Below are 26,489 nucleotides of genomic sequence, written 5' to 3'. Positions count from 1 at the left end.
AAGTTGTTGAGATGTTGGTTGGTGGTTCCAAGCGATTCCCCCTCGCCTGAAAACAGAATTACCATAATGAAGGCGGGTATTTCGGCTCTCGGAGGTATAATAAAATAATACTCTACTGCGGTCCGCCGGTCTTGCCGTCATGCTCTTCCGGGTTGCGGTTCCAGTCCGCCGAAACTGCGGGCATCACTGACTTTGACCTTATCCTCCCAAGTGCAAGTGCGAGCGCGACTGATACCATGGACACTATTGCGGCGGTTAAAAATATCAGGTTGTATGCGGCCTGGTTTGGGAATGTCCCCGGCACGCCGGGCACCGAACCCTGGTTAATCTGCTGGTACAGACCTGCGATGGACGGCCCTATGGACATCCCTATGAGGTTCAAAAGAAGCGTCATTCCAAGCGCAATTCCTGTGGACTGGATGGGAGCAGACAGCAGTACGACGTTAAAGCAGCCGGAAATTGAAAGTGACAGGCCGGCTGCAATTACCGCAAGCGCCGCAGAAACCATGAACTCGGTGGAGTGAAATAGAAGGAGGCTGAAAAAGCCGGCAGTGCTGATTATCGTGCCTATCGCGACCAGGCGTATGTTGCCTACTCTGTTGATTGCAAACCCCGAGGTCACAGTGCCAATCAGGAGCACCACCATGAACGGGAGCTGGACGCCCGCAGTCACTACCGCGTCGCCTCCAAACCCAAGCGGCTTGGGGCTCCGCACCATTATGGGTATAGTCTGGTAGACCATAAAGATGCACAGGAAGACGACCATGAGGATAACCATGGCCGGCAGCAACATCCTGTTGGTCATGAGCTTTAGGTCAACAAGCGGCCACCTGACTCTCTTCTCAACCATGATAAATGCCGCAAGGGCGACCGCGGCGACTGCAAACAGTGCCAGTGCTGTCTGGCCGCCCCCGGGCCCGCTGCTCTCGAGCGAGGAAAGCCCTCCAAGGAAGGACACGATCGTAGTTGCAAGCGCGAGCGTTCCCTTGAGATCGATAAACTGGCTGCCGCCATGTCCCGTCTTTGATTTCTGCTCGTCGCTCCTTACCCTGACAATCTTTCTGATGACAAGCCCGAGCCCTACGGCTATTGGAAATATCGTAAAGAACGTGGCCTGCCATCCAAAGTTCTGGATAATGCTCGCGCCGGCGATAAGCCCCACTACCGCGCCACCGGAAAATGTCGAGCTGAATATCGTCTGGCCGACTGCCAGCTTTTTCTCAGGCAGTATTTCCCTGATTATCCCAAACGCTATGGGGAACATGGACATTCCAACCCCCTGCATTACGCGTGCGACAAGCAGCATTCCGATTGAATTTGAAAAGCCCCCAAGCAGAATCCCCGCCGCGTAGACTGACATGACGGCAAGCATTACTCGCTTTTTCCCATGCGTATCGGAGAGCTTGCCTGCTATGGGCGTCATGACGGCGCCGGCAATCAAGTACGAGGAAAGTATCCATGATGATGTGCTGTATGATATGCTAAAGTCCTTGATGAAATCCGGAATCGCCGGCAAGACCATGGTCTCGCCGTACATCGTGATAAGCCCAAGCGAACTCAGGACAACAAGCGTGACCCACGGGGAATTTCCCGCGGTGCTCCTTTCCACTTCGACCATCTTCCATCCATCGATTCTCAGAAAGTGAAAAGCCCGGCCGCCAGAGTGGCGAAATAATCAGATAAACTGCTTAGCATGATTGACTTAGAGAGCCACTCGCATTCCTAATAAACCCTTTAGTATCAAACTGCTTACCCAGTTGCATACAGCTGACCTCATGCATCGGCAATAGCAATAAAAGCCCATTTGCAGCTAGCAGGACATTCTCAAATGATGACCTGTTATCCGTACGAGCATTAGCGATGAGTTCATCACGACGGTCTGATGAGAATATCATGCAGCTGCCGCATAATTCTTGCAGTGGCCCCCCAGATTATTCCGCCCTCGCACTCGAACTTGACCGCGTCTTTTGCCAGCTTGAAGTGCTCGATGTCCTTTGACATGCTGGCAAGGACTTCAAGCAGGGGGACATCGATTATCGCCTCCACCTCCCTGGGTTCTATCCTGCGCTCGGCCAGCTCCTGCTGGATTGTGATAAACGGGACGACAAAGTGGTTCGACGTAATTGTCCTGACCGCCATGAGGTTGCCGGCGATGTCCTTTTCGGAAAAACGGATTCCTATTTCCTCCTCGGTCTCCCTCAGCGCCGTATGGAGAAGGGACCTGTCGCCTTCAGCATGCCTTCCGCCGGGGAAGGATATTTCGCTCTTGTGCGTCCTGACGCTGGGACTCCTCTTTGTCAGGATCATGTACGGCCCCCGCGAATCGCTGCCCGCGTGGTGGTAGTGCAATATTACAAGGACGGCCGACGGAATGCTTGCTGCTGCATGATGCAGACCATAAGCACGATTCTTCCTAACTCCCTCCATAAGCCGCCTTGTCAGCTCCTCCGTTTGCATCGGTGGTGCACGCTCAGCTGCTGCAGACAACTATTTCTGTTTCGTTTTCCACCTAGCTTTATAGCCGTCGGTCTTCCATTCAAGTCGGCAAAAAAGACCGGAAAACATCATGAAGATAATCTACGAACTGAACCCGCCCAAGATTGTCAAGGGCGAGCGCTTTGACCTTGACATTTTGCGGCAGGATCTGCAGGGAATGATCGACAGGGCTGTCCAGGTGCACCGGCTTGTTGACGGCATACACCTTACCGACTCGGTCCTCGGCATCCCCCGCATATCCGGACTGACGGCAGCGGCCTTTGTCAAGCAGGAAATAAGCTCCTCGACAAAATTGAGCTGCAGCCTGCGGTGCAGGGACAGAAACTTTGCAGCGCTCGCCCAAGCCGTGTCCGATGCAATCCTCATGGGCATTGATTCGATCCTGCTCTTGCTCGGAGACGAGCCCTCACATTCCCAAGGAAGCGGGTGCGGCATCGCGCCCTCCACTGCGCTCCAGATGCTCAAAAAGGAGGGCTTTGACTCCCAGATAAGACTGGAACTTTCATTCCCCGCAAGGATAACGGACCGCGACTCAAACGCGATCATGAAGAAACTCGCCACCCGTCCGCATAGCCTGGTCACTCAGTCCATTGCAACGCTTGAGGACCTTGGCGAAATAGTCGACCTTGCAAAAGCCCGCTCAACCAAAGTAACAGCCTGCATCATGGTGCCGTCTGAGAAGAACAGGCAGTCTGCCTCGCTCATCGGTCTTGACTGGAGCGCATACGAGAAAAACCCCGCCGACTTTGTTCGAGCGGCAGCTGAAATGGCAGATTGCATACTCCTGACCTCGCCTAACAGCTTTTCATCAGGGCTTGATCTCCTGCGGCAGCTGCAAAAGGCCGGCTAGCATCCTGCGAACCTAGAGGTCCTCTTCGTGGTGCCCGAGAGTGCCGCGCATGGCATCTACAATCTCGTGGTAATACGGCTGCAGGCCCTCGTCTTCCGGCAGCCTCGGCCTCTTGTAGTCAATCCTTATCTCCTTTTTTATCGAGCCGGGCCTGCCGGTGAAGACTATTACCCTGTCGCCCAGGCACACGGACTCGATGATGTTGTGGGTGATAAACACAATGGTCTTTTTTGTCCGCGCCCAGATTAGCTGGAGCTCGACTAGCAAAAGGTCGCGCGTCTGGCTGTCAAGGGCCGCAAACGGCTCGTCCATGAACAGCACCTCCGGGTCCATCACCAGGGCCCTTGCTATCGCCACTCGCTGCTTCATGCCGCCTGATAGCTGGTAGACGTAAGCGTCCGAGAACTTGGCAAGCTGCATCATGTCCAGATACCGCGAAGCCTGTTGCTCGCGTTTTTCCTTATCGACTCCTTTTATCTTCAGGCCGAACTCGACATTGTCGATGACCTTGAGCCAGGGGTACAGTGCGCTCTCCTGAAAGACCATTATCCTGTCCGGGCCCGTTGCGGACACCGGCCTTCCGTCAAGCATTACCTGGCCCGAGGTCGGCCTGTCAAGCCCCGCGAGGATATTCAAAAGAGTGGTCTTGCCGCAGCCCGAGGGGCCGACAAAGCAAACAAACTCGCCGTCGCCAATCGACAAGCTCACGTCCTTGATGGCCGCCACTGGACCTTTGTCGTCCATGCCTCCGTAGGACTTGGTGATGTTGTTGGCCTCAAGTTTGGCCAATGGCCTTCCGCCCTGCGTCATACAAGATCGCTCATGTCCCCGAACTGCTTCATTTTCGTCATTTTGCGCCGGTCAAGCACCGTGACAACAGCTCCGATGGCAACCGACGCAATGCCCGAATAAGCGCCTGCGTAAATGACGGGAATCAGCCCGATGTAAAACGTCTGTGAAAACACGTCCTCTGATGCACCAAATATTGCGCCCACCAGCAGGTTGCCTCCAGTCGGGTTTGCAAGGACGAGGCTGTAGTTGCCGGCGCGCGAAGCCGGGAACTGGCCCATCGCGGTGTACACGTCAACATGCCGGTTTGCAATAAGGGTGTTGTTCAGCGGACCTACCACGGTTAGGACAGGGTAGTTCATCGATGTCTCGTTCGGATCCACAAAGTATGCGCCCGAGGTCGAATTGATGTACGAGGAGAGCACCAGCCTGCTGCCCGGGGCTATCGTGTATTTTTCGCCCGTCTGGACAACCGCAATTAATTTTGCGGAAAATGCCGTGATGCTAATGGCAAACACGATGCAGCCGGCGATCATCAGGATATGCCCCCTTCTTAGGCGCAATCTGGTGGAACTAGACGAAAGGTAACTAATAATCCTATCAAGACTCGGAAAAAGCCTACATTTCACAGAACTAAAAAATGTAGCAAGGTGATAGTTACAGAACAATATGTATAAGTCGCTACTGCGGAGCTGGTCTGAAAAGATGGACGATACGAATTCCCAGAAGGACGGTTCCCCGCGGCAGACCAGAAGCAGCATCGACAATCTTATTCTGACAGCAATTAACGTGGCGGCGGTAGGCGCAGGAATTGCAGCCGCGGTTTCACTAAACAAGGTCAGGGACGCAGCAGTCCCCGGTGACGAATCCGGGCAGCAGCTTGACAAAGCAATCGCCGAGCTTAACGCCAAGGTTGACAAGCTGGCCGCGCAGCTGGCAGAATTGCGCCAGCCTCGAGAGCCTCAGGCAACCGGAGCCGAGGGCACAAAGGACTCCCCGGCAAAGGCCGAAGGTGCAGGCAAGGAACAGCAAAAGGCTGCAGACGTTATTTACGTCAGAAAGTCATCCGAGTTCTGGTTTTATAACTAGACCCGCGTCAGAGTACGAAATACTCTGCCTTTGGGTGGTGCACCACTATGGCAGCAGTCGATTGGTCAGGCACTATCTGTCCTGCTTCAGTCAGCGTCATGCCCGAAAGGTCGGGCCTTAACAGCTTCCACACCAGGTGGTGCTGCGAGATGTCCGGGCAGCTTGGATACCCCCAGCTGTACCTCAGGCCGCGGCCCGCGCCTATTCCAAGCTCCTGTCTTATCTTCGCGTTTACCCATTCGGCCATCGCCTCCGCTGTCTCGACGGCCAGCCCGTGAAGATGGTATGCGTCGGAGTACCTGTCTTCCTTGTTCCACATGTCAATCACCGCGGTGGCCCGGTTTCCTACCGTGACTGCCTGAAATGCCGCAACGTCATCCTTTCCAAAATAATCTGCAAGACACAGGTGCTTTTCCTTTGACGAGCGCGGAAACTCAAAGACGACCTTCTCCGTACCCGTGGCATGCAGGTCTACTGCAAGCCTGCCGCTGCCGGGCTCGCCGGGTGAAAGGTTGTGGCAGCGGAAATACCCGTATACTGCCCTCGGCTCGAACAGCCGCTCCCTGAGCACCCTGTCCTTCCACTCCGCAAAGAGCGCTTCGGGGTCATGCTCCTTTGCGCTGCTCCCGCGGATTCCCCACTGCAATACTGCAAGCGACTTCTTGTTCACGTACTTCCATACCTGCTCGAGGTCGATCTCCGACGGCTCGAGTCTTATCGCGCGGGCAATCTGGGGCGGCTCTGGTGGAGACACCGGCTCAATGCCGCTATTGGGCAGCGCCAAGTTCGAGGACGGCTCGGCCTGAGGCCTGTCCTCCCACTTTTCAATTCTCGCCCGCCAGTCCTGCAAAAAGCCACCACGGCTCTGCGAGACCAGCTCGTTCATTGTCCGAAGCCCGTCAAAGGCCGTCTTGCAGTAGAACACGCCGGGCTGGTAGACTGTCCCCCCGCCTTTTGCTATCCTGTTTACAAAGCTGCTGTTTATCGCGGCCCCTCCGCAGAGCACGGGCACCTGCAGATTGTTCTCGCGTGCGTACTCGACAAAATACTGCATCTGCTTTGACGTCGAGACGAGCAGGGCAGACAGCCCGACCGCGTCGGCGCCGACCTCGGCTATCTTTTCAATTATCCGCTGCATGGGGACCTGCTTGCCAAGGTCATAGACGGTATAGCCGTTGTTGACAAATATCGTCTTGACAAGATTCTTGCCGATATCATGCACGTCGCCATACACGGTGCACAACACCAGCTTGCCCTTGCTGACTCCCTCCTGCTTGATGAGGTATTTCTCAAGCTCTGCTACAGCTGCCTTCATGCACTCCGCCGACTTGAGCACAAACGGCAGGATAAGTTCACCGGCGCCAAACTTGTCGCCGACCTCCTTCATTGCCGGCAGAAGCACCTCGTTTAGCGTCTGCACCGCTGCCCTGTGGGCAGCTTCAGCCCGCGACTCGGAAGCGCCGTCTGTCCTGTCAGAAATAGCCTGCACCACGTCCTCCTGTATCCCCTCCTTGAGTCTGTTTACTATGCGAAAGTAGCATCTCCGCCCTGCATCCCAGGACGGGTCAACCTCAGTGCGCCTTGACTGCGCCCCCTGGGCTCCAGATGCACCCGCTTCCTGAAAGAAAGCGATAAGCTCGGCAAGGGCGTTTGGATGCCTGTTAAATATCAGGTCCTCGGCCAGCCTTCGCTGCTCTGCCGGGATCTCAGGAAACGGCATGATATCTCTTGCGTTTATTATCACCATGTCAAGACCGGCTCGCAGCGCGTGGTAAAGGAATACCGAGTTTACCACTTTTCTGGCCGCGGCCGACAGGCCAAAGCTCACGTTGCTCAGCCCAAGGACCGTAAACGAGCCGGGCAGCTCCTGCTTGACAAGCCTGATGCCCTCCAGGGTGCTTTTTGCCGAATCGGCATACTCTTGCTCGCCTGTCGCAAGCGTGAACGTCAGGACGTCAAACACGTATTGCCAGGGCTTCAGGCCGTACTTTGCGCCTGTATCGTAGAGAAGCCTTGCCACCTGCAGCTTTTCTTCAGCCGACTTGGCCATGCCCTTTGGCCCGATGCACATTGCCACGGCCGGCACCCCGTATTCTGCCATTATCGGTGCAAGCGAGTGAAACCTGCTGCCGTCGCCTTCAAGGTTTATGGAATTAATCATCGGCCTGCCCGGAATCTGCCTTACTGCCGCGGAAATCACGGCGGGATCAGTCGAGTCAATTACAAGCGGCGCATCGACCTCGAGGCTGAGCCTTTTTACCAGCTTTTGCATGAACGCCAGCTCGTCGGGCCTCTCGGTGAGCGCCACGCATACGTCGAGGCAGTGGGCCCCGTCCTCCACCTGGCCCCGTGCCAGTTCCACAAGGCCGTCAAAGTCGCAGTCAAGCACAAGCTGCTTGGCCTTCCTTGAGCCCTGAGTGTTAAGGCGCTCGCCTATTATCAGTGGGGGCGGGCTCTGCGCCATGTCAACAGCCTTTAAAGCCGAGCTTAGCCTTGGGATCACGAGAGAAACAGCGGAGCTATTGTCAGGCGCCTATATTTTCTATGCAACAGGTCAAAAAAAGTAGCCCTTATACCGAAAATTCTACCTAACCTGATTTATAGCATAAACCGAAGTAAGAAACATGGCTAGCATAGTTCAACAACAATTCAGGGTAAGGAACGGCAATACTGGCCTTGTAGAGGCGGTTTATGCTATTATAAAGAGCCGCTCGGGCAAGGTGACAAGCAAGGACCTTGACGATATTATAGGCAACAAGCAGGACGTCCGGTTCGCTATTACAAGGCTTACAGTTCAGGGAAGGATAAAGAGGGTGAGAGGCTTTGGAAGGATTGGCATCGAGTATTTTTACAAGGATGTTGCAGAAGGCGGCCAGACCGTCAGCCCGCGGCGGGCATTCCACTAGCTATTTTTTCCGTCTATTGCGCGTCGCAGCTCCCTGATGTGGTCCGGCGTTGTCCCGCAGCACCCACCGACCATCCTTACTGCGGGGTATCTGCTGACAAACTCGGCAAGCGATGAGGATATCGCCTCCGGGCCCATCTTGTAAACAGCCCTGCCGCCCTCGTTCTGCGGCATTCCAGCGTTTGGCATCACAAGTACGGGGATCTCTCCCTGCTCGCCGAGCCAACGTACGCTTGGCTCCATTTCGGCCGGGCCGGTCGAGCAGTTCAGGCCAAAGGCGTCGATCCCCATGCCGGTTGCGGTGACATACGCTGCCTGGACGCTAGTGCCGAGCAGCATCTTGCCATACTGGTCAAGAGTCACATTTGCAATAATTGGGATCCTTTTTCCAGTCCTATCAAACGCTGCATGGCAGCCCTGAATGGCGAGCTTGACCTCGAGTATGTCCTGACTTGTCTCTATCAGAAGCGCGTCGGCTCCCCCAAGTATCAGTCCTTCCGCCTGAAGAGAGAAGGCCTCCTGTATTTCATCAAGCGGCTTTTGGCCCAGGTCGGGGTCGTTTGAGCTTGGCAGAAAGCCGGATGGGCCCATGGAGCCTATTACGTACCGTGGCTTGTCGAACTCACTGCACGACTTTCTTGCAAGCTCGGCGGCCCTGCGATTGAATTCCACAGTCTGTCCTCCGTATCCGTACTCGTCAAGCTTCAGCTTGTTTGAGCCAAAGGTATTGGTTTCGATGCAGTCCGCGCCGGCAGCCAGGTAGCTCCTGTGTATCTGCATAATCCACTCGGGCCTTGACAGTATCAGGCCGTCGTTAAAGCCGTCCTTGCCTTCCGGAAAGTCCTCTGGCCTTGGCGTGAGCTTTTGTATCTCTGTGCCCATCGCCCCGTCAAAGACAAGGACCCTTTTCTTGAGCGCCTCAAGGAAGCTTTCCGGCAATAGGGAAGACTTGTGCATGGAATGGTAATATCTGTTGGGATCACACTTCATATTTTACACCCAGAAGGCGAAAAATCTTGACACTCGGACTCTAGAGCAGAGAGTGTGAGGCAGGCCAGATATGATGACAGCACCCACGGTCCAAACCACTCCGAGTCATGCTCTGGACTCTGTAATCCCGGCTTCAGTTCTCATTATCGGTAAAAAACGCGCCAGCGAATACCTTGCGCCGGCGCTCTTTAGGATTCACAACACAGGCGGCCTAGAGATCAGGGCGAGGGGAAGCCTGAGCATCTCGACCGCTGTGGACGTCGCAGAGCTCGTAAAGCGAAACGTCGGGCACCTTGCAACCCGCTCGATCTCCGTCGGGACCGACGAAGTTGCTGTCAACGGCTCTATCAGGAGAATGTCTACCATGGAAATCGCGCTGTCAAAAGAGGCGGAGCCGGCGATTATCGCAAACCTTCCCGCGCCGGCCCAAGAGCACGATGACTATAGCGGTGAAAATATAGTCCAAGCCTCCGTGGCGGCCACGACTTTTGTTGAGCAGGATCCGGCTTCGGTGGTTGATCGCCTGCTCCTTGCAAAAGCCGCGGCGCCGGAGAAAAAGAAAAAGGCAGCGCGTGCAAGCCCTGCAAAAAAGACACGCAAGAAAAAGACCGCCTAGGGTTCAACGCGGGACATTGTGCGCGGAAACAGCACAGTGTCCTTGATGTCCTGCGCGTTTGCTATCCAGCGCACTAGCCGCTCGATCCCAAGTCCGAAACCCCCATGCGGGACGGAACCGTACCTGCGAAGGTCAAGGTACCATTCATAGGCGGCCGGGTCAAGACCCTCGCGCTTTATTCTGGCAGTTATCGACTCAATGTCGTCTTCCCTCATTCCACCGCTTGTAAGCTCGCCAAACCCCCGCGGTGCAAGCATGTCAGCTGCAAGCCCTGCGCCCGGGCCCTGAGGATCTTCCTTCACGTAAAACGGCTTTATTGCAATCGGATAGCCGACCACAAAAATCGGCCTCGTCGAGTCTTTTGTCAGTTCCCGCTCAGACTCTATGGAAAGGTCGTCGCCGTATTCGATTAGGCGGGTCTTTCTTTGGCCCCCGCTCTCCTCTTCGATGGTAAATCCCTTTGAGCGCAGAGTCTCTATTGCTTTTCCGTACGGTATCCTGTCAAAGGGAGGCACGACCTGTACGAGCTCTGAGGTGTCCCGCTGCAGTATGGCCAGGTCCTCCTTTCGGTCCCTGACCACGTTTTGCACAATGTGCGACAGCAGGTTCTCCTGCACCTGCATTATGTCTTCAAGAGTCACCCATGGCGCCTCGGCCTCAAGGTGCGCAAACTCTGCCAGGTGCCTGGCGGTCCGCGACTTTTCAGCCCTAAAAGACGGCGTGAGGCTCCACACCGGCCCGAGCGAAAAAATCATTGCTTCCAGATACAGCTGGGCGCTCTGAGAAAGGTACGCCTCGGTGTCAAAGTACTTTAGCTTGAAAAGAGTCGAGCCGCCTTCTACGGCTCCCTTTACTATCACCGGAGCCGTCACTTCAATCCACCCGTTATCTACGAACCACTCGCGGGCGTATTGCAGGACAGAGGCCCTGAGTTTTGCAACGGCTATCATTTTTCTTGTGCGAAGGGCAAGATGACGTTTGTCAAGCAGGAGCTCGTCACTCTGGTACTCACCAATAGGGTAGTCCGCGGATGCTATGTTAAAGACATCAAGTTCCCTGCCCTTTATCTCATATCCGCCTTCAGGCGCTCTCGGGTCTCTGGCCAAAACGCCTGTCACCTGTACCGACGACTCGATGGTAAGCTGCGACGCCTTGTCGGTTGGAAAGACGCACTGTATAATGCCACCGCGATCGTCCCGGACAAGCACAAACGTGTTCTCCTTTTGTTTTCTTAGCCTGTGAACCCATCCCCGGACAGTGACCTCCCGGCCTTCAAACTGCGGGGACTTTATTTCCCCGGCCCTAAATGCGCCCAATGGCTTTACGATTCTGCCGAGCTCCTAAAAAATCTGCTCTTTGATTGGAAGGCAGAAACATAGTTGCTTTCTTTGAATTCGCTCAGCAAATTTTTAATATACTGGCCACTTTTCCTTATCCGGTTCTCAGCATGGTAAAACTTGCAGCCGCATAGTGTTAATTGGTGATTGACGACGGGCGAAACCGGTGAAGAGAACCAGGCCCCGGACAGTACTCGCACAGCCCTCAACGAGGCACTAAAGATGTTCGGAGAATTTTCAAGGACGGCTGCTTGGAGGCAGCTGGAAACCGACTTTCACATAACAAGGTCCGGCACCAGGCCTCTAACGCGAAAAGAGATTGAGTTTGCGCTCGGCCAAATTTTCGGAAGGGGTGCTGACTTGGTGATGAAGGCCTTTGATACCGAGCTCGCCAAGCTGGGCTGAGGGAACTAGGAATAAAAAAATCTCGGGCTCACGCAGGCTCGCGCGAGTCCTCGTCTGAATTCATTTCGGCTGCCTTTTCGCGCAGGTTCTCTGCCGGGCCGGCAGTCTTGGGGTTTGAGGCCGCGTCTCCAACCTGCCTCTGATCTCTCTGTGCTCCTTCTAGGTTCTTTTCTTCTGATTCACTCATACTGTCCAGACTCTGAGCGACAAAAGATATCAAGAATTGCAGCAAGGTCTCTAGGAGATTCTGCGGGAACTAAAAAAAGGGACCTATCTCTGCCGCTCCGCACTCTTCTCCCTGACTCCTGAACGCCTGCTCTGAAGCAGAAACGCTGCCGCCACGCCTCCGAAAATCACGCCCAGCACTCCTACAAAAATCAACATTTGTCCGGATTGTGTTGCTATCATCGGGGTGCCTGAACCTTGTCCCTTGATGCCGATCCTTTCTTTCGCAAGAATCGTCTGATCGTTGCACTGGCTCCTTGCAATGCCGAGCTGCTCGCACTTTTGAAGCGTCGCGTTCGTCACTCCTCCTACAGAAGGAGTGTCACCGCCACCGTACAGGGACTGCGCAAAGGCCAGCCTGTTGCCCTGGACTGCCAGAATTGCGACCAATGCCATGGCCGCTGATGCCAGAATTAAGGTTGTTCTTTTCATCAGATGCGCTTTTGACGGCGTGCGGGATAATCCTGGTCTCCGAACGCAAATATCTTCATGTGTTCTTGCGGCAGAACAGCCACGCGTTCCAGTTCACCGCACCTGTATCTGACTATAAGATAAGCAATGAATCCAATGACAAGTGCGCTGGCAAAGGCGAGGACCGCATAGAGTTCAGGCGCAGGCGACGGAATCAACCTGTCTGCCGGCCCTGCCTCCTGGACTTTCTTGGCGGACATTTCCTTGGAGTATTCAACGCTTGGGCTCGATGATGAGAGCGGAGGCGGCGCGGAAGGGTCGTCGCCATAGCCTAGTACAGGCGGCATCTGGACAGTATGTGTGTCCGGGGGTGCTGGAGTGATATAGTAGTACAGAAACGCGATAGTGCCAGCAAACGCTGCAAGGGCAATGACCCCCGGCGCAAGTGACACCCAAAAATGGCTCTTTTGTAGCGGGCTTGTTTCAGTGGCCTGAATGCCTTTGCTTTTTGCCGAGCTGTGCAGGAACGTCTTTCTGTTCTTGAGCGCCTCGAGCCAGAATATGCAGGCAGCTGCGAACGAGACTGCCAGCCCGTAAATGTTGACCGACTTCCAGCTCGCCACAACTATTGCAATCGAGACCGCCGTAAATGCAGCTGCGTAAAGTACGAGCCTTGGCAGGATGTGAGAGCCCAGCTCTACATAGTCTGAAAGCGCCTTGACCTTTACCTTTCTTGTAATCCGGGTCCGGCCAAAGGCGTCCTTTTGCGCTATATCCATTGCCACGAGCTTTTCAACGTGGTATTCAGCTACGCTTGGGCTTGAAAGGCCAATCTCCCGCTGAAGCTCCCGGATTCCCACGGGATGTTTTTTTCGCACAAGGTAAAGGTACACTTCCAGTGTTCTGCCCTGAAGCTTGTACTCAAGGTCGTCAGGAGAATCCGGCATGTTCTTGGTACAGTACAAAGCAAGGCCGTTTCATTTAAGGTGAACCGTTAAACAGTCGCGTTCTACTACTGAAACACACCTTTGTGTCCCCGTTGTTCGGTAGTTGACGACTGTAAGGCCCGCCTGCACACTAGGCGGCTGCCGCGCCGTTGATCCCGGCGCAGACATGCTGCCCTCACTGCAACCCTATCTCGGCACTTGCCGCAGGCCTGCCTGCCACCACGCGCCTGAAAGCCAGCCTCCAGCTAACTTCCATTGCCAGCATAGTCGGGGCAAATCCCGCGACGATATACATCAGGATTTCCGCTATTTCCATACCCTGTGTTTGTGGCCCCGAACAATAAGCGATGCTAAAAGCGGCACCAAAGCAGTCCTGTCGGGTTACAATCGCTCACAAGGGGACAGTATTGCTCAACTCCATTTTTGATGGGCAAGAATATTGTTATAATTGCGGCAAGCTGGCTGAATCACGTATGGGCGACCTAAGCGAAAGCGAGCGTTGGAAGTGCCTTGACAGTGTCAAGGTTTTCGAGGCCAAAGACGATCACACCGTCTACATGGAAGTCTTTCAGGACAGGGTACTAACTGGTACCGGCAAGGTCATCAACTATGCAAGGTACTATTCCTCTGATGTAGTTCTGGTCGTTCCCTTTCTAGACGACGGGCGCATGGTAATGATAAGGCAGTACCGATACCCGCTTGACAAACTCATGCTCGAGTTTCCCGCTGGGCACATTGAAAATGGTGAGGACCCGCGTGCGACAGCTATGCGAGAGCTGCAGGAAGAGACGGGCTACCGTGCAGGTAAGATGGAGTTGGTTTACCAGTACCACCCGTCGGTGAGCAAGTCCAAGCAAGTGGTTTACGTCTTTCGGGCAAGCGAGCTTGCTCCGGGTAAGGCGAGCCTTGATGGCACGGAAAGCATCAGCGTGGAGCTAATGCCTGTCCAACACCTGCGCGAGCTTATCATGCAAAACAAGGTAGAGAATGCTGGGACACTGATCTCGTTCCTGCTCTGCTGCACGGGTCTGGCAATGACGGAACAGCGAAACAGCGAATCGGCGCTATAGCAAATAGAAAGGCGCGTTGCGGTAGGCGGCCATTGCACAACCGCGGACGTTTGCAAGTATGCTTAAATCCCCCTTGTTCTTGCCGCGAGGGGATGTTTGGCAAAACTTCAAACAGAAAAACTAGTGCACTTTTTGGCGGCATCGCTGCAGCCGGGATTTTAGTCGCTGCAGTTGTTGTCATGACAGGCGCATCCGCACTTGCGCAATCATCATCTCCATCATCGTCAGACAAACCCGCAATTGCATACTCTGAGTCCAGAAAGTACATGGACTATAGCAACGGCGTGTTCAAAGTCAGGGCCGGAGCCGGAGGCGCGATAGCCCCGCTGACCCAGTTCTTTCCAAAGGTAGCCGAAATAAAGGCAGGCGAAACCGTTGTCTGGTACAATCCAACCCGTGTTGGTGAGCCGCACACTGTGTCGTTTATAACAAACCAGTCATACTTTGCGGATATCGAGGCTCCGTTTGTAATATCCAATAGTAGCAATATCACACCTCTGAATCCGGCTGCAAATGCTGATCCGGTGACGATTCCGGCCGGGCCTCCGGGCAAGACTACTGCCATAATTGCAAATGCTCGAGTTGACGCGCCTGTGGCGATTGACAAGGCCGGTAATGTCAAGTACATGCCACCAAACTCAAACTATACCATGAACTCCGACGAGCGATATGTAAATTCGGGCTGGATTTGGCCGAAAGGAATGAACCCACCGGGTACGCAGCCGATAGAGACCTTTGCTGTCAAGTTCACAAAGCCGGGAACATACAACTATGTCTGCCTGGTGCACCCGTGGATGACGGGCAAGGTTATCGTCCATTAGGAAAGCTTGAGACAGGTTTTCCATCTTCTCTCTTTTTCTCACTTTCTGATAGGTTTGCAATCAAATAATGGGCCCATTGCGGCATAGCACATCATATTGCCAGCTAAATGCAATGCGTCCGATCAACCGACGCACGACTGGTTGACGGCATGCATTATTTCAAATAATGAAAAACGACCAACCAAAGAAATCACGTGAGAGAGTCCGAGAATTTAAGTTATAGATAAATTCTTCGGTAATTTGTTAAATAATAGTTTTCTCAGCTCGATATGAGCTCAATTGAACCAAAATGTGCTCTCAATAGGAGCCGCTTCAGTCGCGGCGATCTTGGTCGTGGCCTTGATTTTTGTACCTGGCCTCGGATTATCTGGATCCTCAACGACACAAGAAACCACAAAATCCACGTCAGTTCCACTGACAGACAACAACCATCACTCGGCACTTGACGGACTGAACCTGCAATTACCAGCCTCTTTTATGCAAATCACTCCACAGCAAGCCTTTGCATTAAGCGGACACGTCGTCCACATGAACTTGGTGGCGTTTGAGAAGACAATCACCTTGCCTACTGGTGCTTCTGGCGGTGACGGCGGAAATCTCGCCAGCCATGTTATTGCCTACACCTTCAACGGGACTATCCCCGGACCAGTAATCAGGGCAACCCAAGGCGATGTCATCATTGCAACAATCACAGACCCGGCAACAAACACGGATACGCATAGCATTGACAACCACGCTTCTGTAATTAGCGCACTCAACTTCGTCGCACCGGCTTCTGCCCCGGCAGTTCAGACTTACTACTTTGTTGCAACTCAACCAGGTGCATGGGAATACCACTGTGAGGGCCACGTAAACGACCTTGCAGAGCACGCTTTCAGAGGAATGCATGGAATAGTTATAGTAGATCCAGCAAATGGTTACCAAGGCTACAAGCTCACAACGACGGTTGGAAATACTACTAGGAATCATCCGGTCTCTGCGGACGCAAAGGAAGTTGCTCTTGACTTTGGAGAATACTACCTCACTCAGAACGCAGACGCGACTAAGGATGGCGACTTTGATTGGACCGCAATGTACAACCATGACGTGACATATGCGACTATCAACGGTATTCCATACGGCTACCAGCCACTTGCGCTGAACCCAACCACAGGAAACCTGCCGACCGTCACTGGGGCGACGCCACTGCAGTTCAACCAAGGAGACCATGTCCGATTCTTCGTTCTTAATAGCGGCGACTATCCAGTCAACTTCCACATCGTAGGCGAGATTCTCGACCAAGTAACGCAAGGAGGTGTGGTCCAGCAAGGCGTCCAGACATTCATGATAGGTGCTGCAAACACTGCAATCATTGATGTAACCTTCCAGCAACCCGGCGCATTCGTCATCGTGAATCACGACTATTCGCAGTTGTTCAAGGGTCAGGTCGCGGTCGTACTAGTGTCTCCGCAAGGCACCTCAGTTTCCAATCCATCCAACGCAGTACCTCCTATGGGAATGGACAGCATTGCGCAGACCACGACTCCATACACATTCGGGACACCATTCAATCACTGGAACGGAACTTCGACACTGCCGTGTTATGAACAGCCGTATAGCAAGGCTCTATCGCCCTGCTTCGACACCACAAACTAGGTAGCACAACTACCTTTCCCTTTTTTTGACTAAATCGTTATATGAAACTCGCAATGCCAAGGGGATATAATATTGCGGCTTACTTTTCTAGCTCTGTATGCTGTCATTGGATTTTCACTCATGGGCGGGCCACTTTCGTGCCTTGCCGCCTCTTCAGACATGATGCAGAGAGATAACCTGGGCACGCTTACATTCAAACATATAGTAACAGACATAGACGGCAGTAAATATCTCATTGGTGAAGTTACAAACAACGACCCAAACAACAGGACAATAGAATCGACCGTCTACTTTTCAAATGAATCTGTCAGCTATTCAAAGTACATGGGCCAAATAACCGCGGGCATGGGAATACCCTTCAAAATTCCTGTGCACGCGGCTCCTGATGGCAACGTAGAACCAAGCCCTTCGGCTATCAAAGTCTCGTCAAGAATAGTTGCAGTTCCGCAGCCCGCGCGGGACAAATCCCTCTTGGCGGTAAATTATGACACGCTTGTAATGGATAATGAAACTCATTCCATTTCCGGCATGCTCGACAATAAATCGCCGGTTGATGCCTACGGCGTAAGAGTAAGTGCCATAGCCATTGACAAGAATGCAAAAATACTCGACGTCGTGGAAAGCAAAGTCATTCCGCGTATCCCAGGCAATTCCTCCTCGCCATTTACCCTGGTTCCCATGAAGTCGATAGCAGGCCAAGTGGGATATTATAGCTGCTTTGTGCCCTCACAATCCGGACTCAATTTCACCCTTCCAATAGAGGACAACCAGACTGTGCAGATCGAAGTAGGAAGCGACGCCAAAATAAGAAACGTGACATACGATAAAGCAACTCACAGCATAAACTTTGACGCGCAGGGGATCTTTCGCGGCGGAGGATGGGTCGCGGTGATGTTCATTGCTGGCCCAAATTCGATAGTTGACTCTAACTATACAGTACTTGTGAATGGGCAAAACACGACAAAGGCATCGGTCTCATCATCGGAGCTTTCTCCGGGGAGATTTTACAGGCATGTCGATGTAGTATTTCCGTACGGAGTCAACACTATTTCCATGGTCGCGACATCTACCATGCCGGAATTTCCCATCGCCCACTCAATGATGCTGTCGGGGCTCGCTGTGGCCGTGATGTTAGGCTTCGTGAGAAGTCGCAGCGCGTCAAATGGCAGCGGGACCGGATAACCTGCTAAATATCCTATTTGCGGCATAGTTCTATCCGAAGATTCGGCATCAACTCCACCAGGTGGTAGAGTTGGGTGCCTCCAGAATCAGTACAGCTTTTCCGCGTCAGGCCCTTTGTGGCACGTCCTACATGCCCCACACCATTCGCATACATGCGGCGTTGCATTGCCGCACTTTGCGCATACAGTCTCTGGATTTAGAACCTTTACTTCGTGAAAGTTGTGTGCAGATCTAACGCGGGTCATTTTATCTCTACCCTGACGCCCCTTTCTTTTACAGCGGCTGACGGGCTTTTTGGCATTTCAACCGTAAGGATTCCGTTTGCCATTCTGGCGGCTATTTTGGAAGGAATTATTTCTTCAGGCGTCGCAATGTTTCTGTAAAACGACTTGAACGACCTCTCGTTGTAGACATAGTTCCTTGCCTTCTCCGAGCTTGCTTCTGATTGCTCGCCTGATATCTCTACTCCACCCCTCGTTCCATGCACTTTTATTTTCTCTCTGTCTATCCCCGGGACTTCTACATACAGTTCGTACTTGCTGCCCCTATCGACCATGTCGCAGAGCGGAAGCCTGGGCAGGTCTCTTTCAATGAGCGCAGACCCGGCAAACCCGGGCGCCGGAAAAGCCAGGGCTGGAAGAGAGCCGGAAACCATCCTCTCGATTTCCTGCCTAAAGTCTTCAAAAACATCGTCGAGCCGCTTTGCAGATTTATGCGTGCCTTTGTGAACCGTGATTCTGTTTTTGCGTGATGCCATGCAACTGATTTTGCTGCAAGCGTATATCAAAAGTCAGTTTGCAGTGCAGTGCAATGCATTATTGCCCAGTATCAGTCATAACCGCCCACCTTGAATGCCTCGATGTGGCCTAGAGGAGTCGAGTTTCCCTGCTCATAGTAGTTAAAAATGGCCGGCACTGTCGACCGCAGATCAATAACACCCTTCTCGCCGGGCTGAAGCACTACCGTGGAGACATTGGCCCTGTCTATAAAGAGTGAATGAGGGACCGTGTCCTGATTTATCACGGTAATTTCCAGGATATACTCGCCGGTCCTCATGGTAAGGGTGGGGTTGACGCCCTTTATGCCGGTAATCCCAACTATTGCGACCTTACCATCGACATTCTGAAACGCCACAGTATCGCCTCCCTTTTCAGGCAGAAATATCTGGGCCTGCCTGACAATCCCTCCGCTTACAAACATGAAAAGAAGAGCAATAGTCGCAAGTCCTCCCGCGACCGCGGCTAGAACAAGCTTGCCTTCACTTATCCTCTTTTGATTCCTCGAATCTAGAGCCATCTAATGACATTGATCAGAAGCTAGGTAAGAGGTGTAGGTCTGCACTGTACTGCACTGAAATTATCTGAGCGGCAGCTTGCGCCCAAAGCGCAGCGTCAAGCCTCTCTTTGACGAATACTCGAACCGGGTCGTCTCTTCTGCTGACAGCGGAATTACTGAAACACGTCCGCCGCACAATGCACACTTCTCCATCACTCCCTTGTGGTTGATTGCGGTGTAGCTCCAGAAACAGGCATCACAGATCCCGAGTGCAGGGCCGGCAATAGCCTCGCCGCTGATGTCCCGCTGCATGGTGCTCAGGTCCTCATACGGTCTCACAGAGCTCTCGGGAGACTCGTGAAATGCACTCTTTTTTCCCATGGTTACACAGAAAGTGCGACTCAAAGCTAGTTAAGCTGCAAGAATGCACTGCATTGCACTATAATCGACGAGCTAAATAACGGATTCAACTATTGCCAATACAATGTCAGGTACAATGTCCACCATACTTGTTCCCCACGACGGCACAGAAATGTCAGATCGGGCGCTGGAAAAAGCTACCGAACTTGCCCGCGCCATGAAGTCGGAAATACTGATTGTTCACATAGTCGACAGCAGATTCGTTCCGCCAAGCGCGACGCTGGGGTTTATCAGCGATACAACGAGCCTGGAAGACGCCAAGGTCCAATTGATTAGAATACTAAAGACAGGCGCGCAGGCGATGCTTGATCAAAAGATCCGAAATGTCCGGCAGCAGGGCGTGCCTGTCCGGTTTGTTCTGGGGGTGGGGTCGCCAGCAGATGAGATTGTGTCGATAGCAAAAGGCGAGCACGCCGGCCTCATAGTGATGGGAAGCAAACAGATAGGAAAGGAAAAGCTGACGCCGCTTGGCAGCGTAGCGAGAAGGGTCTCTGAAATCTCCGCGTGCCCTGTAATGATAGTTCACTGAAAAAGCGAGGCTGTTATAGCGCGCTGTCTCCCTTTTCATTGGTTCCAAGGTCAATCGCGGCTGAAACGTCGCTGATAAACATCTTGCCACCCGTAGCGGGGTCTTTGATCTTTTCCGAGATTCTGGCGACTATCGCATCGACCTGGTCATCGCGGACTACTACCTCCATCTTTGTCCTGGGAACAAACTCGGGCACAAACTGCCTGGTGCCCCTGTCGATAGCAACAGGCTGCGCCTTCACCTTTCCCCTCCCATCCACGCGGTAGTGGCTCATCCCGCCGGTGTGCATTTCCTTCAGTATCTCGTTCACATCGTTTAGGTAGCGGTCCGGTATGATTATCTCGATCTTTTTCATGTCTGGCCGAGCGGCTTACTTTCCTAGACCGCCTTCTATATAGCTAATGTGCAGGTTTGCAGGATAGGCAATCGGGCTGCAATATCTTTGAAATTTGCCATGCACTGCAGACGTGGTGCTTTAGTGTCTCCTGCGAGTACACAGAGCGAACTTGTCGTCAACGAAAGACGCCGCTAACTCGCTGGTGGAAGTCTGTATGAGGAGGTTTTACCGCAAGGATGTTCCCGGGATACTTGAAATGTTTGATGACGATGCGATAATCTACGAACCTTTCAGCAAGCAGGGGTTGCTGAAGGGAAAAAGAGAGATTGCACCCTTTCTGCGGTTTGTAACAGAAGGAAACAGCTCACTTGATTACTACATTTCCTCAGTAGCGCCTGACAATAATAACACTGCCTCTGGGGACAGCGCCCAGTTGAAAGTGCTTGCAGACGTGATATTTCTGAAGGGCAGCAAGACCAACTTTAGATTCACATTTGATCTTGAAGCTCCGGACGATGCCCTGGAAATTCCGAAAATAATGGCGCTTAGGATAGAGCCTGCCAGCTGAGTTTTCAGTCAAACTTGATTGTCAGCTTTTTGATCTTTGGATACACTCGCGTTGAGGTACCGCTGCTCGCAGCGGAAACCTCATCAGCAAATTCAAAGGTAAAGGACCCTTCAAGTGACTCGCCTTTTTCAAAATAAACGCGCGCCATCACAGTGTTCTTGCGCCTGCCTTGAAGAGAATTTCTTTCTATGGTAATCTGCCGCTTTAGCTCCGAGTTTGCCATAAAGGCGACCTTGAGAAAGGGCTCGATGGCAGAGTGCCCCCTGAGGCCCTTCTCCTTGCTGAAAGGCTCAATAAGCTCTGCATCCTCGGCAAACAGGTTTAGCAGACCGTCAAGGTCTTTGCTTCCAATGCAGTTGAAATAGTGGAACACGGCCTGTTCATTTGATGTAACCGGGGTTTGCCGATTTGCTCCCACATTCGTCGCCATTTTTCTTCCGGTCATTTGCTCTATCGTCAAGAGGTAAATAAGCTCAGTGAATGCAGTGCAATGCAGGTTGCGGCCTTATCGCAGAACCACTTCTGCGATAGTCGTATTCGGCGTTACGCTGATCTCGGCCTTGACGTTGGCCAGCTTTTCGAAAATGAGCGATAACAGCTCCTTTGTGAACAGTGACCAGTTCTCGCCAAGCTCGTGCTGTAGGACAAAGACATGCTTCCTTGACCCTTCAAGTCGATGGTCGGCGTTGATGCCGGACACTTTCATGTACTCCTCAAGAACCGATAGAACGACCCATAGGTTGTACTGCTTTTTCATAAACAGCACCGAGTCTTTAATGAGGCCGAATGCTATTTGGGCGGCCTCTTTGACTATCTCGCTGCGATAGCGCTCGACATCCTTTATGCCGCTTGTCTTTGCCACGCCTATCGCCCGGTCAATGAGAGTTGAGAGCATTATCTTTGGCACAGGCATCATGCCAATCTTGTTTTCATACCTGTCCCATTCAGAGTAGCGCTTTAGGATCTGGTTGACAAGGACGTTAAGCGATACTTCGCGGTTGTCCGACTCGGCCTGCAGCTCATCTATGACGGAAGAATCAATCCTAAACGTCACGCTGCGCGTCTTCTTTGTTTGCTGCAGCGAGGCATTTTCCATGCCTTTTTCGCCTTCGTCGGCTACCATCATGCGTGATTAAAGTTTTGGGAATAAAAGGATTTCACGCTGTATGCGACTGAGAGCCGGTGCCACATTAGTTCATTTGGGCAATGGATCTTGTACATGAATGTGCTTATCCTACCATCGTCTTGGGTCGCCTTCAAGAAGGCCGCTTCCAAGGTGCAACCTGTCGATGTGCTTTGACATTTCATCCCTGTCGTCAAATTTTGAGCCGCAATAGGGGCATGCGGTTTTTGGCAGCTCAACCTCGGCCAGCTCGACCCTGCCTGAATCAGTGCTGCCGCCCACAATCGCCATCAGGGTAAGCAGGCCGACAACTTTGCCATCGGAAACGACTGCTATTCTCCTTATCGATCTTGCTCTCATCAGGGCGACTGCTTCTCGCACAGTCGCGCCTTCAGGCACACTCACGAGTGGTGAGCTCATTATCTCGCCGAGGGTCACCTTGTACGGCCCCCTGCCCTCGGCGACGACCTTGTATAGGATGTCCCGCTCCGTAACGATGCCCACGGGAGTGTCAGAGTCGGCAACACTGACAAACATGCTTGTCGTGTTGCGCTTTTTCATTAGTCTCGCTGCATCTGCGACGCTTGAAGATACGTCGAGCATTACCAGATTCCTGTCTGCAACCTTGCCTGCGTTTTCATCCAGCATATCGTTCTCAACTGTCAGCATATTTGTCACCTTGATGTAAGTGCTAACCGCCAAGATGGATATATTGTCCATGAATGCAGTGCAATGCACCGAATTCATAGTAATCATATACTATGCCACCGAACTGCCAAGCGGTAAAACGCGCAAATGAGCATAGAAATCGTACCCGTGGCAAGCGTCATGATACGGGATGTCAAGACTGCCAAAGAGAACCAGAGCATCAAGGTCATTGCAAAAACCATGGTGGATAATGGCATAGGAAGCGTGGTGATTGTGGGAAGCGACGAGGAAAACAGGCCCGCTGGAATAGTCACAGAGCGGGACCTGGTCAAGTACATGGCAGCCGGAACTTCCAATCACAATAAAGACTCTGTGACAGCCCGAGAAATAATGAGCAAACCAGTGATAACTATCGAGCCCCAGAGCTCTCTCAAGGATGCCATGCAGACCATGCAGCTTAAGGACATCAGGAGGCTACCTGTCATGCAAAGAGACCGGCTCGTCGGCATTATCACCGACAAGGACATTTTCAGGGCAATAGTCAAGAGCCAGACCCTTGTCTCTAGCTTTTTGAGCGAGCGGCTCGTTGTCGAATACCGGCCGATGTACGAGAAACTCGGGGAATTCATGCAAAGCGAGATTCTCTTTCCCGACAAGAACCAGTGAGCGCTGGCTCATACCTTTTCTTCTCCAAGCCTCATCCGCCGGCGCTTTTATTTCTCATGATGTATGTTATCAATAGCAGCTCTACGGCGACGTTTCCTGCTACAAAAATAAGCGACGAGGCAAGCTTTATCGAAATTATGTAAATCGCAAGCAAGCCTGCGAGAACCCAGACAAAATCAAACCGCTCTAGAAGCGACTGCAAGCCCTGCCTCCCAGAAGTCACCACGTGCCTTCGCTTGTGGTAAAGGTAGACGCTAACCATTACAAGAAATGCGATGCTCCAGCTTATCATTGCGGTCCACCATCCAAACAGTTCGCTGTAATTTGCCAAGGTGCTGCTAACACCTCTCCTGTCGGCTTTCAACGGCTGCGGTCCAAGGGCTCCCCTTAGTGAGAGCACTGCCGGTCGCCGTCAAAACCCGCACACCCTGTAAAAGAAGACCTTGCCTGCGTCAACCAGCAACAGATATGTCGCAACCATGACCACCAATAGCGCCCAGTACTGCACTGGTGGCGGTGTGAACTGGAGGAAAGCGCCAACGGGGGTGAAAGGCAGCACCGTCCCAAATACCACAGCTGCTAAAGTAACAATAGTCAGCCACTTGCCGGGCTTGCTGCTAAAGAATGGAATTCGCCTAGTTCTTATCACAAAAATCACGAGCACCTCCGTCCAGAACGATTCAATGAACCATCCTGTCTGGAATAGTCCTGCCGATGCGCCAAAGATAAAAAGCATAATCCCGAATGTGAGAAAGTCGTACAGCGAACTAAAGGGCCCAAAGAACAGAGTAAACTTTCTCACAAAACTAATGTCCCAGTGCTTGGGAGCCTTGGTATATTCCTCGTCTACGTTGTCCGTGGGGATGGTCATGTTCACAAGGTCGTAGAGCAGGTTCATGAAAAGGATCTGCATTGGAAGCATTGGCAAGAAGGGCAGAAACACCGACGCCGCGGCTGCGCTGAACATGTTGCCAAAGTTTGAGCTTGTCGCCATCAGGATGTACTTCATTGTGTTTCCAAAAGTTCTGCGGCCTTCGGCTATGCCGTTTGCAATGACCTGGAGATCTTTTTTCAGAAGCACGATGTCGGCCGCGTCCTTTGCTACGTCCACAGCCTCGTCAACGGAAATGCCGGTGTCCGCCTCGTAGAGTGCTGGGGCGTCGTTCACCCCATCGCCCATAAAGCCGACCGTATGACCGTTGTCCTTCAATGCCTTGATGATGTCAAGTTTTTGCTCGGGGTTGACCCTAGCAAAGAGCGTCGCCTCCTCAACCGTAGCCTTTAGCTCGGCAAGGCTCATTCGCACGAGGTCTGAACCGATGACGGACTTTTTTACCGTCACCCCAAGGTCTTCGCACACCTTTAGCGCGACTGCCTCGTTGTCGCCGGTTACTACCTTGAGATCCACTGCAAGCCCCTTGAGTTTATCGATAGCCTCCTTTGCCCCGGCTTTCGGAGGGTCAGAGAAAACCAGGAGTCCCAGAAAAGAAAGTCCGTTCTCGTCATCGGTTGTGTACCCTTCTTTTTCAGCTTCTAGGTGTTTGTAAGCAACGGCGATAGTCCTGTAGCCGGCTCTTGACAGCTCGGCAAGCTGCGCGTTGACCGAACCTGCTATTTCTGTGGTGAGCGGCTCTTCCTTGCCTTCGGACCCCCGCTCGGCCTTGACGCACTGGCCCAAGATTGCTTCAGGGGCTCCCTTTGATATTAGAAGCGCATTAGTATTTGGCCGGTCACTGGGAGGGACGTCGTCTGCAGGCGCCACCACGACTGAAAGAATTCTTCGGTGATAATCAAATGGAACCTCGCCTATTCTTCGAAAAGACCTTGTGACATCCTTAAAACCTTGACCCATTGCATACTTCCAAATTCCGACATCAAGCGGATTTCCCGATACAGACGCCTCATTTCCGCTCTTGTCATCCAAGCCGCCGACTATTGCATCATTGCACAAAAGACCGTACAATAGGACCTTGGATATCTTGCTCCCAGATGCGCTGCCATCAGCCCGGCCATCTGGATAGAGGTACTCTTTTAACACGACCTTTCCTTCGGTGAGGGTGCCAGTTTTATCCGTGCAAAGGATGTCAATGTTACCAAAATTTTCCATAGACACAAGGCGTTTGACAATGACTTCCTGTTTTGCCATCCTGTGCGCTCCCCTTGAAAGGGTGACGGTTACTATCGCTGGCATCAGTTCCGGCACCAAGCCTATGGCTATTGCCAGCGAAAAGAGGAGCGAGTTTATCAGTGAATGGCCGACCACGGCATTTAGTATGAAAATGCCGCCGGCAAGGGCGACAGTCAGCGTAATGAGCAGGTTGCCATAACTCTTGACACCCTTCTGAAAGTCCGTTGCCGGCCTGGCGCGTTCCAGGCGAACAGAAATCAGGCCAAACTGCGTATTCCTGCCCGTCGATACAACTACTGCACGGCCCGTTCCACGGACTATGACGGTGCCGGCGAAAAGGTAATTGGCTGCCTCACTGGGGCTTGACGATGGGTTCGAGGTGGATTTGTCCGAGCTCTTCTCTGCAGGAAATGACTCGCCCGTAAGGACGGATTGATCGGCCTCGAGGTTATTTGACTCTACTATTCTCATGTCTGCTGAGACAATGTCACCGATATTGACGACAACTACGTCGCCGGGTACGAGAAGAGTGGAATCCGTTTCGGAAACCTTGCCCTGATCTCGTACAACCACTGACCTTATTGACACTCGCTTTCGTAGATCTTCGACAATTCTCTCTGAACTTGACTCGTTATAGACTCCGATCCCGACGCTCAAGACTATTACGATAATCATTATGGCCGACTGGTCCAGCTGGCCGAAAAGTGCGGAAAGGATTGTCGCCCCTGCAAGAATTACTATCATGGGACTCTTGAGCTGCCGAAAAATAATCCCTGCAATCCTGGAGCGTTGTTGTGGGAGGCTGTTGAGCCCGTATGCTGCAAGGCGGGACTTGGCCTCGTCTGAGCTTAGGCCCTGCGGACCTGTCTTGAGTGCAGAAAAGACCTCTGAGGCAGGAAGCGACCAGTAGTCGGTGTCTCTAGAAGATAGTTCCTGCGTGGTTTTTGTCATGGCCCGTTCTCTCTTACTTATTGCCCTGATTTCAGGGCACCCGCTATTCGCTAATTATGCTCGGTATTTAAGAATC

32 protein-coding genes are annotated in these 26,489 nt (G+C 52.7%); 12 read left to right on the top strand and 20 right to left on the bottom strand.

Annotated elements, in window-relative coordinates; genetic code table 11:
• Positions 1-112: 112 nt before the first annotated feature.
• Positions 113-1,618 carry an MFS transporter gene (locus ABI361_08285; protein MEO9320654.1) on the bottom strand — a complete coding sequence of 502 codons (1,506 nt, stop codon included), beginning with the start codon at positions 1,616-1,618 and terminating at the stop codon, positions 113-115.
• 251 nt (positions 1,619-1,869) lie between these two features.
• Positions 1,870-2,487 (bottom strand): CoA pyrophosphatase, encoded by a 618-nt coding sequence (locus tag ABI361_08280; protein MEO9320653.1) that lies wholly within the window; start codon positions 2,485-2,487, stop codon positions 1,870-1,872.
• A gap of 79 nt (positions 2,488-2,566) precedes the next feature.
• Between ABI361_08280 and ABI361_08275 the strand changes: the two genes are divergently transcribed.
• Complete coding sequence (locus ABI361_08275; GenBank protein ID MEO9320652.1) at positions 2,567-3,346, top strand: hypothetical protein; 780 nt, start codon at positions 2,567-2,569, stop codon at positions 3,344-3,346.
• Positions 3,347-3,358: 12 nt separating this feature from the next.
• On the opposite strand, the gene ABI361_08270 is transcribed toward ABI361_08275, so the two are convergent.
• Positions 3,359-4,090 (bottom strand): ABC transporter ATP-binding protein, encoded by a 732-nt coding sequence (locus ABI361_08270; protein MEO9320651.1) that lies wholly within the window; start codon positions 4,088-4,090, stop codon positions 3,359-3,361.
• A gap of 62 nt (positions 4,091-4,152) precedes the next feature.
• On the bottom strand, positions 4,153-4,671 hold the full coding sequence (locus tag ABI361_08265; protein ID MEO9320650.1) for a hypothetical protein: 519 nt from the start codon (positions 4,669-4,671) through the stop codon (positions 4,153-4,155).
• A 169-nt stretch (positions 4,672-4,840) separates the two neighbouring features.
• On the opposite strand from ABI361_08265, the gene ABI361_08260 reads away from it, so the two are divergent.
• A complete protein-coding gene (locus tag ABI361_08260; protein MEO9320649.1) occupies positions 4,841-5,224 on the top strand; it encodes a hypothetical protein in 384 nt (127 codons plus the stop codon).
• Positions 5,225-5,231: 7 nt separating this feature from the next.
• Here ABI361_08260 and ABI361_08255 read toward each other — a convergent pair whose 3' ends face one another.
• The gene (locus tag ABI361_08255) at positions 5,232-7,688 is read right to left on the bottom strand and encodes a dihydropteroate synthase (protein MEO9320648.1); all 2,457 of its coding nucleotides are present in this window, start codon (positions 7,686-7,688) and stop codon (positions 5,232-5,234) included.
• Positions 7,689-7,848: 160 nt separating this feature from the next.
• Between ABI361_08255 and ABI361_08250 the strand changes: the two genes are divergently transcribed.
• Positions 7,849-8,130 carry a hypothetical protein gene (locus ABI361_08250; GenBank protein ID MEO9320647.1) on the top strand — a complete coding sequence of 94 codons (282 nt, stop codon included), beginning with the start codon at positions 7,849-7,851 and terminating at the stop codon, positions 8,128-8,130.
• Here ABI361_08250 and ABI361_08245 read toward each other — a convergent pair.
• Positions 8,127-9,086 (bottom strand): homocysteine S-methyltransferase family protein, encoded by a 960-nt coding sequence (locus ABI361_08245; protein ID MEO9320646.1) that lies wholly within the window; start codon positions 9,084-9,086, stop codon positions 8,127-8,129. The two genes, ABI361_08250 and ABI361_08245, sit on opposite strands and share 4 nt — an antisense overlap.
• A 103-nt stretch (positions 9,087-9,189) precedes the next feature.
• Here ABI361_08245 and ABI361_08240 point away from each other — a divergent pair, with 103 nt between their 5' ends.
• Positions 9,190-9,735, top strand: coding sequence for a hypothetical protein (locus ABI361_08240; GenBank protein ID MEO9320645.1), 546 nt, complete (start codon positions 9,190-9,192; stop codon positions 9,733-9,735).
• On the opposite strand, the gene asnS is transcribed toward ABI361_08240, so the two are convergent.
• The gene (asnS, locus tag ABI361_08235; GenBank protein ID MEO9320644.1) at positions 9,732-11,051 is read right to left on the bottom strand and encodes an asparagine--tRNA ligase; all 1,320 of its coding nucleotides are present in this window, start codon (positions 11,049-11,051) and stop codon (positions 9,732-9,734) included. The genes ABI361_08240 and asnS overlap by 4 nt on opposite strands.
• A 168-nt stretch (positions 11,052-11,219) precedes the next feature.
• On the opposite strand from asnS, the gene ABI361_08230 reads away from it, so the two are divergent.
• Positions 11,220-11,477 (top strand): hypothetical protein, encoded by a 258-nt coding sequence (locus tag ABI361_08230; GenBank protein MEO9320643.1) that lies wholly within the window; start codon positions 11,220-11,222, stop codon positions 11,475-11,477.
• A gap of 28 nt (positions 11,478-11,505) precedes the next feature.
• Here the strand turns inward: ABI361_08230 and ABI361_08225 are convergent, their stop codons facing one another.
• The 4 genes from ABI361_08225 to ABI361_08210 form a co-directional block, all read right to left on the bottom strand.
• Positions 11,506-11,664, bottom strand: a complete 159-nt coding sequence (locus ABI361_08225; protein MEO9320642.1) for a hypothetical protein — start codon at positions 11,662-11,664, stop codon at positions 11,506-11,508.
• Between the two features lie 83 nt (positions 11,665-11,747).
• Positions 11,748-12,098, bottom strand: a complete 351-nt coding sequence (locus tag ABI361_08220; protein ID MEO9320641.1) for a hypothetical protein — start codon at positions 12,096-12,098, stop codon at positions 11,748-11,750.
• Positions 12,099-12,133: 35 nt separating this feature from the next.
• Entirely contained in the window at positions 12,134-13,060 is a 927-nt protein-coding gene (locus ABI361_08215) for a hypothetical protein (GenBank protein MEO9320640.1), read from the bottom strand.
• A gap of 175 nt (positions 13,061-13,235) precedes the next feature.
• The gene (locus ABI361_08210; GenBank protein MEO9320639.1) at positions 13,236-13,376 is read right to left on the bottom strand and encodes a hypothetical protein; all 141 of its coding nucleotides are present in this window, start codon (positions 13,374-13,376) and stop codon (positions 13,236-13,238) included.
• A gap of 157 nt (positions 13,377-13,533) precedes the next feature.
• Between ABI361_08210 and ABI361_08205 the strand changes: the two genes are divergently transcribed.
• The 4 genes from ABI361_08205 (at position 13,534) to ABI361_08190 (ending at position 17,768) form a co-directional block, all read left to right on the top strand.
• Complete coding sequence (locus ABI361_08205; protein MEO9320638.1) at positions 13,534-14,130, top strand: NUDIX hydrolase; 597 nt, start codon at positions 13,534-13,536, stop codon at positions 14,128-14,130.
• 92 nt (positions 14,131-14,222) lie between these two features.
• Positions 14,223-14,951, top strand: coding sequence for a hypothetical protein (locus tag ABI361_08200; protein ID MEO9320637.1), 729 nt, complete (start codon positions 14,223-14,225; stop codon positions 14,949-14,951).
• A 279-nt stretch (positions 14,952-15,230) separates the two neighbouring features.
• The gene (locus ABI361_08195) at positions 15,231-16,586 is read left to right on the top strand and encodes a multicopper oxidase domain-containing protein (protein ID MEO9320636.1); all 1,356 of its coding nucleotides are present in this window, start codon (positions 15,231-15,233) and stop codon (positions 16,584-16,586) included.
• A gap of 120 nt (positions 16,587-16,706) precedes the next feature.
• Positions 16,707-17,768, top strand: a complete 1,062-nt coding sequence (locus ABI361_08190) for a hypothetical protein (GenBank protein ID MEO9320635.1) — start codon at positions 16,707-16,709, stop codon at positions 17,766-17,768.
• A gap of 241 nt (positions 17,769-18,009) precedes the next feature.
• Here ABI361_08190 and ABI361_08185 read toward each other — a convergent pair whose 3' ends face one another.
• From ABI361_08185 to ABI361_08175, 3 genes are all read right to left on the bottom strand, one after another.
• Positions 18,010-18,525 carry an Hsp20/alpha crystallin family protein gene (locus tag ABI361_08185; protein MEO9320634.1) on the bottom strand — a complete coding sequence of 172 codons (516 nt, stop codon included), beginning with the start codon at positions 18,523-18,525 and terminating at the stop codon, positions 18,010-18,012.
• 71 nt (positions 18,526-18,596) lie between these two features.
• Complete coding sequence (locus ABI361_08180) at positions 18,597-19,064, bottom strand: hypothetical protein (protein ID MEO9320633.1); 468 nt, start codon at positions 19,062-19,064, stop codon at positions 18,597-18,599.
• Between the two features lie 60 nt (positions 19,065-19,124).
• Complete coding sequence (locus ABI361_08175; GenBank protein MEO9320632.1) at positions 19,125-19,424, bottom strand: hypothetical protein; 300 nt, start codon at positions 19,422-19,424, stop codon at positions 19,125-19,127.
• A 103-nt stretch (positions 19,425-19,527) separates the two neighbouring features.
• On the opposite strand from ABI361_08175, the gene ABI361_08170 reads away from it, so the two are divergent.
• Positions 19,528-19,992, top strand: coding sequence for a universal stress protein (locus tag ABI361_08170; GenBank protein ID MEO9320631.1), 465 nt, complete (start codon positions 19,528-19,530; stop codon positions 19,990-19,992).
• 13 nt (positions 19,993-20,005) lie between these two features.
• On the opposite strand, the gene ABI361_08165 is transcribed toward ABI361_08170, so the two are convergent.
• A complete protein-coding gene (locus ABI361_08165) occupies positions 20,006-20,347 on the bottom strand; it encodes a P-II family nitrogen regulator (protein ID MEO9320630.1) in 342 nt (113 codons plus the stop codon).
• Between the two features lie 151 nt (positions 20,348-20,498).
• On the opposite strand from ABI361_08165, the gene ABI361_08160 reads away from it, so the two are divergent.
• On the top strand, positions 20,499-20,897 hold the full coding sequence (locus ABI361_08160; protein MEO9320629.1) for a nuclear transport factor 2 family protein: 399 nt from the start codon (positions 20,499-20,501) through the stop codon (positions 20,895-20,897).
• Positions 20,898-20,901: 4 nt separating this feature from the next.
• Here ABI361_08160 and ABI361_08155 read toward each other — a convergent pair whose 3' ends face one another.
• The 3 genes from ABI361_08155 to ABI361_08145 form a co-directional block, all read right to left on the bottom strand.
• Positions 20,902-21,357, bottom strand: a complete 456-nt coding sequence (locus ABI361_08155) for a nuclear transport factor 2 family protein (protein ID MEO9320628.1) — start codon at positions 21,355-21,357, stop codon at positions 20,902-20,904.
• A gap of 45 nt (positions 21,358-21,402) precedes the next feature.
• Positions 21,403-22,020 (bottom strand): hypothetical protein, encoded by a 618-nt coding sequence (locus tag ABI361_08150; protein ID MEO9320627.1) that lies wholly within the window; start codon positions 22,018-22,020, stop codon positions 21,403-21,405.
• 111 nt (positions 22,021-22,131) lie between these two features.
• On the bottom strand, positions 22,132-22,740 hold the full coding sequence (locus ABI361_08145; protein ID MEO9320626.1) for a CBS domain-containing protein: 609 nt from the start codon (positions 22,738-22,740) through the stop codon (positions 22,132-22,134).
• A 75-nt stretch (positions 22,741-22,815) separates the two neighbouring features.
• Between ABI361_08145 and ABI361_08140 the strand changes: the two genes are divergently transcribed.
• On the top strand, positions 22,816-23,334 hold the full coding sequence (locus ABI361_08140) for a CBS domain-containing protein (GenBank protein ID MEO9320625.1): 519 nt from the start codon (positions 22,816-22,818) through the stop codon (positions 23,332-23,334).
• A 31-nt stretch (positions 23,335-23,365) separates the two neighbouring features.
• Here the strand turns inward: ABI361_08140 and ABI361_08135 are convergent, their stop codons facing one another.
• Both ABI361_08135 and mgtA read right to left on the bottom strand, forming a co-directional pair.
• Positions 23,366-23,665 (bottom strand): hypothetical protein, encoded by a 300-nt coding sequence (locus ABI361_08135; protein ID MEO9320624.1) that lies wholly within the window; start codon positions 23,663-23,665, stop codon positions 23,366-23,368.
• A gap of 81 nt (positions 23,666-23,746) precedes the next feature.
• Positions 23,747-26,413, bottom strand: a complete 2,667-nt coding sequence (gene mgtA, locus ABI361_08130; protein ID MEO9320623.1) for a magnesium-translocating P-type ATPase — start codon at positions 26,411-26,413, stop codon at positions 23,747-23,749.
• Positions 26,414-26,489: the final 76 nt, after the last annotated feature.

This window comes from Nitrososphaera sp., from assembly GCA_039938515.1.
Lineage (GTDB): Archaea > Thermoproteota > Nitrososphaeria > Nitrososphaerales > Nitrososphaeraceae > Nitrososphaera.
Note: the sequence above shows the minus strand (reverse complement) of the source record. Positions and strands in the feature narration are given on the sequence as shown.

Excerpts from the sequence above, each read along its gene's own strand:
- ABI361_08285 (MEO9320654.1), bottom strand. The coding sequence starts at position 1,618 with ATGGTCGAAGTGGAAAGGAGCACCGCGGGAAATTCCCCGTGGGTCACG.
- ABI361_08275 (MEO9320652.1), top strand. The coding sequence starts at position 2,567 with ATGAAGATAATCTACGAACTGAACCCGCCCAAGATTGTCAAGGGCGAG.
- ABI361_08270 (MEO9320651.1), bottom strand. The coding sequence starts at position 4,090 with ATGGACGACAAAGGTCCAGTGGCGGCCATCAAGGACGTGAGCTTGTCG.
- ABI361_08265 (MEO9320650.1), bottom strand. The coding sequence starts at position 4,671 with ATGATCGCCGGCTGCATCGTGTTTGCCATTAGCATCACGGCATTTTCC.
- ABI361_08260 (MEO9320649.1), top strand. The coding sequence starts at position 4,841 with ATGGACGATACGAATTCCCAGAAGGACGGTTCCCCGCGGCAGACCAGA.
- ABI361_08255 (MEO9320648.1), bottom strand. The coding sequence starts at position 7,688 with ATGGCGCAGAGCCCGCCCCCACTGATAATAGGCGAGCGCCTTAACACT.
- ABI361_08250 (MEO9320647.1), top strand. The coding sequence starts at position 7,849 with ATGGCTAGCATAGTTCAACAACAATTCAGGGTAAGGAACGGCAATACT.
- ABI361_08245 (MEO9320646.1), bottom strand. The coding sequence starts at position 9,086 with ATGCACAAGTCTTCCCTATTGCCGGAAAGCTTCCTTGAGGCGCTCAAG.
- ABI361_08240 (MEO9320645.1), top strand. The coding sequence starts at position 9,190 with ATGATGACAGCACCCACGGTCCAAACCACTCCGAGTCATGCTCTGGAC.
- ABI361_08225 (MEO9320642.1), bottom strand. The coding sequence starts at position 11,664 with ATGAGTGAATCAGAAGAAAAGAACCTAGAAGGAGCACAGAGAGATCAG.
- ABI361_08220 (MEO9320641.1), bottom strand. The coding sequence starts at position 12,098 with ATGGCATTGGTCGCAATTCTGGCAGTCCAGGGCAACAGGCTGGCCTTT.
- ABI361_08215 (MEO9320640.1), bottom strand. The coding sequence starts at position 13,060 with ATGCCGGATTCTCCTGACGACCTTGAGTACAAGCTTCAGGGCAGAACA.
- ABI361_08210 (MEO9320639.1), bottom strand. The coding sequence starts at position 13,376 with ATGGAAATAGCGGAAATCCTGATGTATATCGTCGCGGGATTTGCCCCG.
- ABI361_08205 (MEO9320638.1), top strand. The coding sequence starts at position 13,534 with ATGGGCGACCTAAGCGAAAGCGAGCGTTGGAAGTGCCTTGACAGTGTC.
- ABI361_08200 (MEO9320637.1), top strand. The coding sequence starts at position 14,223 with ATGTTTGGCAAAACTTCAAACAGAAAAACTAGTGCACTTTTTGGCGGC.
- ABI361_08190 (MEO9320635.1), top strand. The coding sequence starts at position 16,707 with ATGGGCGGGCCACTTTCGTGCCTTGCCGCCTCTTCAGACATGATGCAG.
- ABI361_08185 (MEO9320634.1), bottom strand. The coding sequence starts at position 18,525 with ATGGCATCACGCAAAAACAGAATCACGGTTCACAAAGGCACGCATAAA.
- ABI361_08180 (MEO9320633.1), bottom strand. The coding sequence starts at position 19,064 with ATGGCTCTAGATTCGAGGAATCAAAAGAGGATAAGTGAAGGCAAGCTT.
- ABI361_08175 (MEO9320632.1), bottom strand. The coding sequence starts at position 19,424 with ATGGGAAAAAAGAGTGCATTTCACGAGTCTCCCGAGAGCTCTGTGAGA.
- ABI361_08170 (MEO9320631.1), top strand. The coding sequence starts at position 19,528 with ATGTCAGGTACAATGTCCACCATACTTGTTCCCCACGACGGCACAGAA.
- ABI361_08165 (MEO9320630.1), bottom strand. The coding sequence starts at position 20,347 with ATGAAAAAGATCGAGATAATCATACCGGACCGCTACCTAAACGATGTG.
- ABI361_08150 (MEO9320627.1), bottom strand. The coding sequence starts at position 22,020 with ATGGTAGCCGACGAAGGCGAAAAAGGCATGGAAAATGCCTCGCTGCAG.
- ABI361_08145 (MEO9320626.1), bottom strand. The coding sequence starts at position 22,740 with ATGGACAATATATCCATCTTGGCGGTTAGCACTTACATCAAGGTGACA.
- ABI361_08140 (MEO9320625.1), top strand. The coding sequence starts at position 22,816 with ATGAGCATAGAAATCGTACCCGTGGCAAGCGTCATGATACGGGATGTC.
- mgtA (MEO9320623.1), bottom strand. The coding sequence starts at position 26,413 with ATGACAAAAACCACGCAGGAACTATCTTCTAGAGACACCGACTACTGG.